Raw genomic sequence first — 13,918 nt, 5'->3', positions numbered from 1 at the left:
CTATCGAAGCCTTCCCTTCCTAGGGATGGATCAGAGGACACCTGCATTTAATGTAATGTAAGACGGTCTCAGAAACATTGAGGCAAGGTTAGTGTTTGGATTATTCTCATTACAAGTAAGAAATTACCTTGAGCTAGGTTGAGCGTAGTCATTTTTATCATTCGTTTGTGATAGTTAATCAGAAAAAGCAGAAAAATTTATGCTTTAATTGATTTGTTTCATTTAATGAAATTAAACAGATACAAACGATAAAAAAAGCTGTATTAGTTTCAATAGTTGAAACTAACACAGCTTTTTTATAGTTCTTCAAATTAAAATACTTGGGTTAGTTTCATGAATGAATACTAAATCAATTAGGAAGCAAGAATTAGTTACTTTAACATCATATTATGAAACTAATACCCTAAATAAATGTCCAATATATAAAATACAGAAAACAGAAGCCCAACTAGAAGTGTTTTGACTAATGTTCATCTAAATGATAATTAATCTTGTTAATAAATGAGCCTGCCAGTTCTAACTGCTGTGTTGCGAAGGTTAAGTCACCTTGCCCCGCGAGTGCAAAGTCCAAATTTCCGAGTGTAGACATGAGGGTTCGTGCAGTAAGAGCAAACACAAAAGCTCTACGATCATCGGCATTTTTCATTCTGCTTATAATATACTGAAAGGTTGGCTCTTCAATCCCGCCAAATAAAGCGAGATTGCCTACAAAGGAAGCCAAATCCCAGTATGCGGGCATTAATGATACATCCTCAAAATCTATCCAAAGCCAGCCTTGGGGGCTCGCGATTAAGTTTCGTGCATGTGCATCTCCATGAGCAGGAATAAGTGTATCATGTTTTTTCATTCGAATTTCATTGTCTACCTCGTCAAAAATATCTAATAATTGATGTATCCGAGGATCTGCTTGCTTTCTTAGCCTTGAAGCTGATTGACATGCCCGATACCAAACACTAAGCACAGGTATGGAATCAGAAAAGGTTGCCATAGCTTCAGACAATCGATCTACTAATTCTACGGCTTCTTTGGGTGTTGGAAGCTCTAATTTTGTTGGAGTGGCATATCTCCACAATGTCATCCATGCGTCACCTACATGATGTGGTCCAGAATACTCAGTTGGCTGCAGAACAGGAACCCCAATTAATTGTAGATGGCGTGCAACTTGTAATTCTCTAGTGAGATTGTTACAAGCATATTCTCCATCAAGCTGAGAAAAAACCGTAGCTACGCGGGCAACAACAGGATGAGGGTATAAATGAAGTATCATATTCCCGCCGTTACTTAAAACCTTTGGATGAGTATCCAATAATCCAAATTCTTTTACCGTTTCCATCACTTGTAATACAAGTGCATTTTGTTCAGTCAACAAAACATCTCCTTAAATTAAGCTATAAGCTAATATTAGCGATAGATCTGACTATATAGTAGGTAAAAAACAATTATACTTATTTTTTCTAACAGCATTGTTTGCATAATAAACTTACCAAATATAAGTGAAGGGCTAATTTTGAATTTTGAATTATAGCCCTCCGACATGATAAAAAATATTTAATTCTTAAGTGATCAGAATTGATCTTCTTCTGGTGTAATAATGGATAGACCTTCTACATGTTTGCGATTCATGAGTTTTCGAGCTCTTCTGTTTTGCTTCGATTCAAAGACAATATCCAAATCATATTGCTCGTCAGGATAGAGCTTTGTTTTGGCGATATACAGTTTGATTCGTTTCTGATTAAAGGCTAGCTTCTGTCCCTGAACTTGAACGATTACATTGCCTCGCTCATCCGCTGGACGAAATACAACCCCCATTCGCTTCAGCGGGTAAATCCAAACGGCATCTCCTTTTTCAAAAGATTTAGTTTTAACAGGCTTTTCCTTTGCTTCATCAACTGACTCCTGAGTTTTTGAAGACAATTGAGATTGTAATATAGGTTTTAAAACCGTATGCGATATTGAATCGGATATAGATCCAGATATTGGTTCAGATATTTTTTCTAATATTTTTTCTGATTTTTTCTCAAACGTTGTTTCATTTGCATGTTCAACTTTTAACGGTGAACTTGTTCGTTCAATCTCCCTCCTATCAAAAGTGAGTTCTTTATTTACCGGATTGATCATGTCATCTTTTTTCCGAGCTAACAGCTGCTCGGCACGCAGCATAACTTCTTCCGGCAATCCGTACCTGCGAGCAATTGCAAATGCATGACTATCTCCTGCTTCTCCGATTTCAAGCACATACAGCGGCTTTAATGTGTCTGCATCGAAGGCCATTTTTCCATTTTGGCAACCATCTGTTTGCGTCGCGAACGTTTTTATCTCATTAAAATGGGTTGTAGCAACTGTTAATGCACTTTGACATAGCAGCTTCTCCAATAGTGCAATAGATAGTGCAATCCCCTCTGATGGGTCAGTTCCAGCAGCCAATTCATCTAGCAGTAACAATGAACGAGGGCTAGCATTCTTTATCATTTCCTTCAAAACCGTTATATGAGAGGAAAAGGTGCTTAGTGATTGCTCCAAGCTTTGTCCGTCTCCCACATCTGCAATGACATGCTTGAATACCCCAATCACACTGCCCTCTTCTGCTGGTACAAGCAAACCAGATTGAACCATTAACACGAACAAGCCGATTGTTTTGAGCGTAACGGTTTTTCCACCTGTATTGGGACCAGTAATGATCAGCTGTTTCCACTTGAAGCCTAGCTCAACATTTAACGGAACACAGGCTGACCCGAGCAAAGGATGTCTAGCGTTAATGAGCCGAATAACAGGTTTATCTGAGAGCTCCACTCGTTTTCCCCCATAGGCTTGTGACAGCTTCGCTCTTGCTGTAATAAAATCGAATGAAGCCATCGCTTCTACATTTCGATGCAGTTCAAAAGAATACGACTCCGCGAGATCGGACAATGCAGATAAAATAATTGTACGCTCCCGGTCTTCAGCAGCCTTCCATTCCTGGAGCTCCCCTTGCAACTCTGCCACATCGAGCGGTTCAATAAAGAGTGTTTGCCCGCTTGCTGATTCATCCCAGACGGTACCTGGAACTCCCTTGCGCAGCTCCTTCTTCACTGCAATAACGAAGCGATCTTGTCTCTTGCTTATAACCGCATCCTGAAGAGCAGCACGATACTTGTGTAAAGCTTGTGTCATTTTTTTCTGAATTTTATCCTCAGAAGCGTAGATGTGTCTTCGAATGTATGCTAGATCCGCACTTGCTATATCCGTTAATAAACCATAACGCAGACAACGATTAAGTTCCTCACGCAGTTTAGGACAATCGTACATCGACTCCGCATAACCAGCGATCGTAGGCGCAATATGACGCTTATTAAACATATATTTTTTCATTTGTACGACTGAGGTAAGCCACAGGGAGAGCTGTTCCAGTTCCGATTCAATATAAATTCGACCTTTACCCAAAAGAGCAAGAAATGGTTCTATGCCTTCCATTGCTGAAATAGGTATGCTTGCTCCGCTAGCCAGCAAATCGGAAGCTTCTTTTGTTTCTTGCAGCCATGCTTCAACCTGACCTTTCTCTGTACTCGGTTCCATCTTCATTGCCATGGAGCGTCCTGCTTCGGATAGAGTAAAGCTCACTAGACTCGATTTCACCTTGTCATACTCTAATTTTTTCCAAGCTGCTTCATTCATTTTTCATAATCCTCCTTGAAATTGGGTATAAAAAAAGACAGAAACAGAACGCGGGCGCGTTCCATTCCTGTCTTAATCGACTTAAGCTCCAATCCACTTTTACAATCAACGAATGATCGTTAACGTAAAAATGCTTATAAAAAAAACCGCGCTGCGAGAGCACGGTGATTGGGCCGCTGACGAAATACATTCAGGCGGAAATCCTCATGTCCAGAACTCTTGGAGCCAGATCACGAAATAAAGCCTTGCCGCACAGTGTTTTTTCACTGAGCTGGTCGCAAGACCGCCGTTCATCTGACCATATCCAATTTATGAGTTATGGACACCAGCAAACATTAAAATTTCCCCTTAGTGAATCATCGTTTAATCATTACTTTTTTAATTTACATAAAAAACAAGCACATTGTCAAGTCAAGTTGCAATTTCCCCTAACGAATACGTCTTTTCGTTTTCAGAAATAAGATATAGATACAACAAAATAAAAAAACGTGCTATAATCGCACGTTTTTTTAGTTAAACGGTAATTCTCATACCTGTTCTAGCGAAGCTCATACCTTTCGGCAGGTCATAAGCCTTGCGCAGATCAATATCATGAGACATATGTGTAAGCAGGGTCTGTTTTGGTGCCCAATGCTTTGTCAACTCAATAGCTTCGCATACGTCATAGACGGATCTCGTTTCATAAGCATACGGTTCCTCGTAGAAGCTGGTACCGAGCACGAGCAGATCTAGTTCATAAAGAGGCTTTTGCTGTTCTTCCGTTAAACCGATAGAATCAGAGCAGTAAGCCCATTTAAAACCACTTTCCATATGCTCAAAGCCAAATGCGTATGCATATCCGTTTTTCCCATGATTGACGCGCCAGCTGAAAGCATGCCATTTCCCGATTGTTATGGGTTGGTCAAATGAGTGAAAGTCAATTTGATTGCTAAGCCAAGGAAAACGATCCAGTATCTCTTTTATAACCTCAGAAGGAGCATATGCCTTCCCCTTCTTCTTCAGCCATCGGCAAGCGTCTGCCCATTCCACCAATCCCCCAATATGATCAAAGTGAGCGTGAGTAATCAGCATTACATCTATCGTGCGGAGTGCTGCAGCTTCCATCTGCTTTGCCCAGTCCGAGCCGCAATCTATCCAAACCGTTCCGGCTTCTGAATCATCCATCTGAAGAGAAGAACGAAATCTACGATTTTCTCCTGATGTTCTCGCCTCTTCACATACCTTACAATCACAATAAACGCGTGGGACACTCATGGAGTCTCCCGTTCCTCTGAAAATCAATTCGGTCATAGAGGCATTAGCTCGATACTTTCCAAAGTTCGTATGTTCTGAACCATACTCATCCATTCCTTTGGTTTATTCGTCAGGAACGAATAGTAGCCTTCCAGAAAGTCTGCAACGAGTGATGCTTCAATTGATGTTCTATCCTCATCTGCTGGAAGGAAACCCAAATCCAGCTCCGTTACTGCCATCCCCTCGAGATCCCATGATGGATGAACGTAAGGATGATTGACTCGCTTGTAACCAATATGTGAGAGCACTTCTCGACGTACGATAGGATTCATTGGCGACACTCCGCCGAAGGCATGCTCTTTCGCACGGTATGGATCATAAATTTCAGCAAACATGCCAATTGATACTGTTCCTGATTGCTCAGCAAGCTTTTGCAAATCCCGTTCACGATTACGCATGAGGAATCTTCCAATTCCAAGTGAAGGCTTGCCGATAATCGTAAAGTCAGTCATCGCTACACAAAGCTCTGGGTAATAACGATACTCCGTAGAACCAACAACTTCACCGTCATGAATGGCTACATACACATGAATCGAAGGATCAAGCAATGGTTCCTTCCATAGCTCATAAGCAAGTACTTCCTCAGGTGGGAAAATGGTTTGAAGCTGTTTATGTAAGGCTGGAAAATAAGGGTCTTCTATAGTCGCTATACGATGATAAGTTAACATCTGGACCTATCACTCCTTTATTTAAATGGATTACGCCATTCCATCAACGCAGCATGATTTAGAGATTGCTCATCTTCTAAATAATGATGGGCGACGCCAATTGGCATTCTGCCACAGCGGAGCAGGAAGGTTAGGACAGGGTCCTTCCATTCCCCTCTCAGCACTTTTTCAACGTATTGTTCAGGCGTAGTATCATGTGCATGCAAATGGTAGCCAGGCATTCTTCCCGCTCCAAGCAGTCTGGTGAGTCTAAGTTCAACGACTGTTTCAAACATCGTTTGCATTAGCCACTTGCCAATTCCTGATTTGCGGTACTCTGGGATAACACATAAGTCTATAACATACAAGGTATCCCCGTCACGGTTATGATTTCGAATATATCCGCTATCGGCGATCGTTTCCCAGTTATGTGTATGACCATAATCATTCATATCTAAAATCAAGCTTGTCATGGAACCAACTATTCGTCCGTCTACCTCTGCACATAATGCGCCCTCTGGGAAACGTGTTACATGCTGGGACAACTGTTCCGAATTCCACCATAGCTCTTCCGGATATGGTGGAGGAAAGCTTTCTGCTTGGACAGCGATTAAAGCTTGAAAATCAGCTTCGCCATAACGTCGGATAACGGTTAGTTGAGGCTTACCATCTAAGAACAAATACAGCTCTTTCCGCATATATGACCGCCTCTCTATTCACAGCCTTTTATTAATGAATGTTAGTTAGCTCCAGTCTGGATACAAGTCGGTGCGTCGATCACGCCAAGTTGTAACCGAGCCCTTCGCACGTACATCTTCCAACAAGGCTAAATCAAGATCTGCAATAACAATCATATCATCATTAATAATACCTTCACTCAAAATGCCTGCTGGAGGAAATGGAATATCATTAGGTGAAATAATAGCAGCTTGCCCAAAATTAGCGCGCATAAAATCTACTTTTCGAAGAGAACCTACTGTTCCTGTGTTCACTATATACACTTGATTCTCAACCGCTCTTGCATGACAGCAATATCTAACACGGTAGAAGCCATGGCGGTCGTCCGTACATGATGGGCAAAACACAACGTCTGCCCCTTTAGCGCGTGCCATGCGAACGATTTCAGGAAATTCAATATCATAGCATGTTAACATGGAGATCGTTCCATAAGCGGTGTGAAACACCTGAAGCCCATCCCCTGGTGACATATTCCAATTATCTACTTCAACTGGCGTTAGATGCAGCTTGTCTTGCACATCAACTTTACCATCTGGATGAAAGAGATGAGCGGCATTGCGAAGCTTGCCGTCAGCTTTTTTTAGAACATGCGTGCCACCTACTATATACACATCATACTCTGCAGCCAAAGAGCGGAATAGATTCAAATACGCTTCTGTAAAATCGGGCAAGCGCTCAATGGGGAGCGCTTTGCCTGACTCGTCGCCGATGGAGAGCAATTGCGTCGTTAGAAATTCAGGAAACAATATAAATTGCACGCCATGCTCTTCAGCAGTGCGAACATAATGTGTGACTTGTTCTGCAAATTGCTCAAATGAGCTAATATCTGCTAGCTGATATTGCACAGCAGCCGTACGAAATTTCATACGCAGATACCCCCGATCCTTTATTATTGCTTGCGTTGTTTAAATTGAAGCGTAATTGTTGTTCCAAGATCAGGCAAACTAAAGACGTCAACCTTACCCTCATGCAAATCGACGATACGCTTTGCAATAGACAAACCAAGCCCTACCCCGCCCGTTGTCCGGCTTCTAGCACCGTCCACACGATAAAAACGTTCAAACAAATGAGGAATTTCATTTTCAGGAATGCCCATTCCTTTATCCTTCACTTCGATTTTCACAATATGCCGTGCAAGTGAAATCGATACATCTATTGGATCTTTGGAGTATTTAATCGCATTATCCAGCAAAATGACGAGAAGCTGTCTAATTTTATCCTTATCGCCAACCATCTGTACAACCTTTGACATGGCCTTTACCCTGATGGGACGCCCAAAGGTTGTCTGAAGCATTGGAGCCAGCTCTTCTACTACCTGGACAACATCGAACATTTCTTGTCTCAGCCAATCTTCTTGTTCGGCTTCAGCAAGCATGAGCATCGATTTTGTAAGGTTTTGCAGCCGGTTTGCTTCCTTATCAATTGCTTCAATTGCCTCATCGCGCAAGCTTTCGTCATCACGTCCCCAGCGCTTCAGCATGCCTGCATAGCTGCTAATAACCGTTAAGGGTGTCTTCAACTCATGTGAAGCGTCCGCTACGAATTGCTTTTGCTTGGCAAAAGTACGGTCTAACCGCTCGATCATTTGATTAAACGCTCGAACAAGCTGCAGAAGTTCGGCAGATTCCTCGCGGCTATGCAGCTGGATTTGTCTCAGCTTTCCACTTCGGTCTATTTCACGCATCGTGTTTACCATTTGCTGAATGGGAGCTGTCAATCTGGAAGTAAACCAGTATGTGCCAAATATTGCAAACAAAATAGCGCCGCCGCTTGTAACGCTTAAGGCTGCTACTAACACCTGCAAATAATTATCTAGCTCGTCCAGAATCCGATTAATTTCCAGCATAGCAATAACCCGGTTTCCTTCATAAAGCGGGACGCGCATATACAAAATACGCTCCCCGCTTTGTGTGATCATGCCCGTATGATGATGCGACTCGAAAGTTGCTGGCAGTTTTTGCAGCAAAGGATCTGAGCCTGTTATGTTTACGACTCTATTATTGGGTCCAATAATACGAATCATTTCATTCACATTATAATATTCATTGAGCAAATCAGGTGAATTTAAGCCGCGACCGCTCTGAATTCGCGGATTCTCCAGCATCGTATTAACCTTATTGCTAATGACTTCTTCTTCACTTTCTGTCGTGATCTTGATGACATAAAAGTAAACAAAAATATTAAACAAAATAAGAATAAAGATAAGCCAAAATATAGTGAAAAGAGTAAACCTTTTGCGCAGTGTCATGCGTCAGGCTCCTTTATCATATAACCTACTCCGCGAACGGTATGAATAAGTTTATGGCGATAGCCCTTGTCCAACTTTTGACGTAGATAACGTATATATACATCAACCAAATTGGTCTCACCAATAAAGTCATATCCCCACACTTCTGATAAAATGTCTTCACGTGATTTCTCTACGTTTTTGTTCTCAACCAAATAAACCAACAATTCAAACTCACGAGGTGTTAATTCAATCACAATGTCCTTACGGAATACTTTACGTGTTCTAAGCTCGATCGTAAGATCGCCAACTTTTATCATATCAGAACCTTCAGCCTCACGAGGATACTGTTGGAATATTCTCAATATGTTGCGTACACGCGCAAGCAGTTCCTCCATTGCAAAAGGCTTCGTTATATAGTCATTAGCACCATGCTCGAATCCGCTTACTTTATCCGGCACCGTGTCACGGGCAGTCAATAATATAATAGGTACTGGATTCCCAGCTTGACGAAGCAGTCTCAACACTTCAATACCGCTCATTTCGGGCAGCATAACATCAAGCAATACGAGCTCCCAATCACCAGTTGAAGCCATCTCATAGCCAGTACGGCCATCTGCTGCTGTACCTACTGTATAACCTTCATGTACTAACTCAAGCTGTAATATGCGAGAAATACCCGCTTCATCTTCTACGACAAGAATACGCTCTTTCATCTTAGAGGTTCACCTGCTTCCGATTGTCGATTATTTCTCCTAGTAATGTTCTAGCGAGTATAAAATATTTAATTTATTTTCATCATAATGAGAATGTCCCATAAATGCAAGCAAGCCGATCTACAAAAAGAGTAGACCGGCAATTGCCGCTTGCTTAGTCATTTACTGTCCATTCTAGCTTTGCATCGACCAAGCTTCTACATCCCAAACTTTCGTAACCCAATCCTCATAAAAATCAGGTTCATGTGATACGAGAACGACGGTGCCTTTGAAGGCAGTAAGTGCACGCTTCAATTCAGCTTTCGCGACAACATCCAAATGGTTTGTCGGCTCATCGAATAGAATCCAGTTGCTCTCACGCATCATCAATTTACATAGACGAACCTTCGCTTGCTCGCCACCACTCAGCTGATTAAGGGCACGAGTAATATGCTCATTCTTCAGACCGCAGCGTGCAAGTGCAGCGCGTACTTCATGCTGATTCATGAATGAAAACTCATCCCATACATCTTCAAGCGGTGTCATGGTTGGTGCTTTCGCTTCCTGCTCGAAGTAGGCAGGATTCAAATAGTCGCCAAGATACGTTTTGCCATCCAGTGGTGGAATAACACCTAGAATCGTTTTTAACAGGGTTGATTTACCAACACCATTGCAGCCAACGATCGCGATTTTGTCACCACGCTCAATAACCATATTCATTTCAGGCAAAAGCGGCTTATTGTAGCCGATTACCATGCCTTCTGCTTCAAAAACAGTCTTACCGCTCGTTCTGGATTCCTTAAAGTTAAAGGTTGGCTTAGCAGCCTCCTCCGGCTTCTCAATCCGATCAATCCGATCCAGCTGCTTCTCACGACTCTTTGCACGGCCAGAGGTTGAAGCACGTGCTTTATTTTTCGAGATGAAGTCTTCTTGCTTCTTAATATAATCCATCTGCTTCTCATAAGCATCGATATGTTGGCTTTTGTTCAAATCAGCCATTTCAAGGAACTTATCATAGTTCGCAGAGTATCGAGTCAGCTTCGTGAACTCCAAATGATAGATCACGTCTACGATTTGATTCATAAAGGCTGTTTCATGGGAAATTAGGACAAAAGCATAAGGATAGTTTTTCAAATAATTCGTTAACCAGTTGATATGCTCTTCATCCAAATAGTTGGTAGGCTCATCTAGCAATAGGACGCTTGGCTTCTCAAGCAAGAGCTTAGCAAGAAGTACCTTCGTTCGTTGTCCACCGCTTAGCGCAGTAACGTCACGATCCAGTCCAATCGCATTTAATCCTAGACCATTTGCCATTTCGTCGACTTTTACATCAATCAAATAGAAGTCTCCCAAATCAAGCTCTTCCTGAATCTCGCCCATACGGAGCAGCAACTGATCAAAATCAGCATCCGGCTCGCCCATTTTAACAGAGATATCATTAAGCTCTTGCTCCAAAACAAGCATAGGGAGAAAAGCATCCTTCAATACATCACGAATCGTTTTGCCCGCTTCAAGTTTTGTGTGCTGATCCAAATAGCCATAACGAACACGCGGTGTCCATTCGACCTTGCCTTCATCCTTCAATAGCTTGCCTGTCAAAATATTCATTAGTGTAGATTTGCCTGTTCCGTTTGCGCCAACAAGCCCTACATGCTCACCTGCTAATAACCGAAAGGATACATTCTTAAAAAGCACCCGATCGCCGAACGTATGTGATAAATTTTCTACTGTCAACAAACTCATTTTATTTTTATCTCCATTCATGTATGCACAATAATAATAGACGATGATTTCGCTCGTTTTTAACCCGTATCATTGTACCACACAAGTGGTCATTATGTGTTAATTACATTGTTAACCATCATGAAAATAGGCTTGAGTGCACGTTCAAGTCTGTTGCTAAGTCGTTTATCGTCTGTCACAATGCGTTCGCTCCATTGCAAATGAAGCATCTCATCATGTGGAATATATGGAATTACAGCACGCGGAACTTCAGGAAACAAACTCAGCCATTCATTTCTTCCGCAAAATTTCATATCCTTATTTGCGATCCAACTGATGGTCCCGTCCTCTAAATGTTTCCTATCATTTTTCAGCTTTGCCAGCTTTCTAAACTCGCTCACTTGCCATTTTGCTGCGAATGGATCACCAACTATGAATACAAATTTCGCTTGCTTCAACAAACGCAGAGCCTCTGGTTCCTCCCATTTTCCAGAAAGGTCATAGAGGTTAACTCTGCTGTTCATTTGCCTGAGCATCATTTCACTCTTGGAATCCGCATAGGGAGTTGACGTGATGCGCTGCGGATTTAAAGCAAACCATTTAACTATACTGTCTTCTTCCACTATTTGAATATAGTGCTTATCTGAAGGGGCACTATCATGCTCGTGAGCTAATTGTCTTCTACTGCCTTTGGATAACCATGCATGCCACTCCGGCCTTAAGCCTTTATATTCAATTGCTGTGACAGACACGTTATTTTTGCCTAACAAGGCTGCTAATGTAAGGGTTAGAAATGTAGATCCTGCACCAGGCGACAGTGATAAACAGCATACTTCAATTCCATCCGTCATTATAGAATTCGGATGTGGCTTGAAATTTACTGGGGTCATACTCTCATTCTCTTTATAGTCTAAACTTTTCAAAGCCGATTCTATTTCAATCATGGAAAGATAACGATACTGCGGATTAGGATGAAGCATGCGCTCCAGTATGGTTGTAAAAGACTTTGGTACGTCTGGCAGCAAAGCTTTGTATGGATTTTTGCCGATAATGCTGTTAGCTTTGTAAGTTTCTCCCCCGCTCGCTATATAATAAAACAATGAACCCAAACTATATATATCCGTTCTTTCGTCGCTTTGTCCGCCCCCATCTTGCTCGGGCGCAGCATAACCAACCGTACCAAGCTGAACAGTATCCTGTGCTTGTCCTTCTTTGAACTGTCTTGAAATGCCAAAATCAATAAGCGTCACATGTCCGTTACGATCAATCATGACATTAGAAGGCTTCAAATCACGATGAATGATAGGCGGAGCTTGATTATGTAGATAACTCAATGCAGAGCAGAGCTGAATCCCGATTGCAACTACTTCCTGAAAACTAACATCTCTTCCTCTACGCTCCATAAAGGCAATGAGTGTTTGTCCATGAATATAATCCATGACGAGTACTTCTATCCCATCCTGCTCGGGTGGGAAATAATCGATTATAAGCGGCAGATGCGGATGGCTGAGCTTCATTAAAGTCATTGCCTCTCCCATGGTTGTTCGTACCTCAGACATAAGCGGGATTGTCACCTTCATTGCCCGAAGCGTACCTTCGAGCTTTAAGTCATCTACGGCATAAACAATACCCATACCACCTCTTCCAATCACACCAGAAATGTGATAACGACCACCAACTATATCGCCTACTTGAAAAGCAATTGCACTTAAATCATTGCCCTCCAATTTCTTCCCTCCTCATAAATCCTGATCATAGAACAAAAAAAAGCATCCCAATCCCCCCTGCAATGAACAAGAGGAATCAGGATGCTTTCCCGATAAAGTATCTATTACAGATACTTTATCATAGGAATGAACTAATCAACAACCCTAATTGACTAAAATACACGCTTCTTCGAATTTAGCACTTCAGCTAAGAATGCTAATGCAAGCCCTTGGCCCCAACCTTGTACACGCTTATGCGCTACATCTCGGTAGCCCTGTAAATCATTCATGACAGCTGTGCCTGCCGATACGTTCAGAACAGCGCCATCTTCCGTGATCTGGCTTAAAATACCATCAATCGAGCGTTGAATATATTTGTTATACAGTGATCCAAATGCGAACAAGCCTGTTGCGATCCCAGCCGAACCAGAAGTTTCATAATAAGAGGTATCATCGTTTAGAACAGTATGCCAAAGTCCATTGTCTCCTTGCATACGCACTAGTGTACTGAGCTGATCCCTCATCGAGCCTTCAATAATCATAAAAGCGGGATGCTGTACTGCAATATGCGGCAATGCTTTTGCCATTGTAAGAGCTGCCCATGAATTTCCGCGAGCCCAAAAAATAGATGACATATGATTTTGAGCAATATTGTCCCAGCCATGATAATACAAATTGGAAACTGGATCTTGCAGGCAGTTCTCATGTCCATGATACTGCTTCAAGCCATCCTCTAAATAATCTGCACGATCTAGTAGATGCCCCATACGAACGAGGAAATAGCCTGCCATCATCATTGTATCTACCCATGCTTGCTCTGGGAAATTATAGGTTTCAGAATTTACGGTATGCTGGAAGATACCATCTCCAAAACGAACCGCATCATTCTTTAAGTACTCCGCCATTTGAATAGCAACATCTAAATACTTCTGATCATCCGTTGCTTTATAAAGTGAAATCAATGCATGACCGATTGAGACGCCATTTACTGATAGCTTAGGAAGACCATCCTCTAGCTTCTCATCAATCCACTCCTTGAGAAGCTGCATGTAACGCTCATTTCCGGTCGCCTCATAAGCTTCAGCAACACCGAAAAATGCAACGCCTCCCGGCCAATCCCAACTAAAATCCATTCTGAATGTACGGTCAACAACACGATCTATTACCTCACGAATATGAGTTTCGTCAAATTGAAGCTGCGGCATATCCAACGTCCTCTCCCTCTCTATGTTGAGCTGC

Annotated in this window: 11 protein-coding genes; all 11 read right to left on the bottom strand. The window is 42.1% G+C overall.

The window, feature by feature from the left end:
• Positions 1 to 463 precede the first annotated feature (463 nt).
• Entirely contained in the window at positions 464 to 1,366 is a 903-nt protein-coding gene (locus AC0YOD_RS10370) for a phosphotransferase (RefSeq protein ID WP_475799185.1), read from the bottom strand.
• A gap of 197 nt (positions 1,367 to 1,563) precedes the next feature.
• Positions 1,564 to 3,651: an endonuclease MutS2 gene (locus AC0YOD_RS10365; protein WP_475799184.1), complete on the bottom strand. Its 2,088-nt coding sequence runs from the start codon at positions 3,649 to 3,651 to the stop codon at positions 1,564 to 1,566.
• Positions 3,652 to 4,164: 513 nt separating this feature from the next.
• Entirely contained in the window at positions 4,165 to 4,905 is a 741-nt protein-coding gene (locus tag AC0YOD_RS10360; RefSeq protein WP_475799183.1) for an MBL fold metallo-hydrolase, read from the bottom strand.
• A gap of 32 nt (positions 4,906 to 4,937) precedes the next feature.
• Entirely contained in the window at positions 4,938 to 5,612 is a 675-nt protein-coding gene (locus AC0YOD_RS10355) for a GNAT family N-acetyltransferase (RefSeq protein WP_475799182.1), read from the bottom strand.
• Between the two features lie 17 nt (positions 5,613 to 5,629).
• Positions 5,630 to 6,289 carry a GNAT family N-acetyltransferase gene (locus AC0YOD_RS10350; protein ID WP_475799181.1) on the bottom strand — a complete coding sequence of 220 codons (660 nt, stop codon included), beginning with the start codon at positions 6,287 to 6,289 and terminating at the stop codon, positions 5,630 to 5,632.
• Positions 6,290 to 6,334: 45 nt separating this feature from the next.
• Complete coding sequence (locus tag AC0YOD_RS10345) at positions 6,335 to 7,195, bottom strand: carbon-nitrogen hydrolase family protein (protein WP_475799180.1); 861 nt, start codon at positions 7,193 to 7,195, stop codon at positions 6,335 to 6,337.
• A gap of 23 nt (positions 7,196 to 7,218) precedes the next feature.
• On the bottom strand, positions 7,219 to 8,577 hold the full coding sequence (locus AC0YOD_RS10340; RefSeq protein WP_475799179.1) for a HAMP domain-containing sensor histidine kinase: 1,359 nt from the start codon (positions 8,575 to 8,577) through the stop codon (positions 7,219 to 7,221).
• Positions 8,574 to 9,272, bottom strand: a complete 699-nt coding sequence (locus AC0YOD_RS10335) for a response regulator transcription factor (RefSeq protein WP_475799178.1) — start codon at positions 9,270 to 9,272, stop codon at positions 8,574 to 8,576. Before AC0YOD_RS10335 ends, AC0YOD_RS10340 begins: the two co-directional genes overlap by 4 nt.
• Before the next feature lie 174 nt (positions 9,273 to 9,446).
• The gene (locus AC0YOD_RS10330; RefSeq protein WP_475799346.1) at positions 9,447 to 10,994 is read right to left on the bottom strand and encodes an ABC-F family ATP-binding cassette domain-containing protein; all 1,548 of its coding nucleotides are present in this window, start codon (positions 10,992 to 10,994) and stop codon (positions 9,447 to 9,449) included.
• 92 nt (positions 10,995 to 11,086) lie between these two features.
• Positions 11,087 to 12,700, bottom strand: coding sequence for a serine/threonine protein kinase (locus tag AC0YOD_RS10325; RefSeq protein ID WP_475799177.1), 1,614 nt, complete (start codon positions 12,698 to 12,700; stop codon positions 11,087 to 11,089).
• A gap of 152 nt (positions 12,701 to 12,852) precedes the next feature.
• Complete coding sequence (locus AC0YOD_RS10320) at positions 12,853 to 13,884, bottom strand: glycoside hydrolase family 88/105 protein (RefSeq protein ID WP_475799345.1); 1,032 nt, start codon at positions 13,882 to 13,884, stop codon at positions 12,853 to 12,855.
• Positions 13,885 to 13,918 lie beyond the last annotated feature (34 nt).

The sequence above is a fragment of the Paenibacillus sp. J31P13 genome (assembly GCF_056269295.1).
The sequence above is the reverse complement of the archived record's forward strand: the minus strand, read 5'-3'. Positions and strand labels throughout refer to the sequence as shown.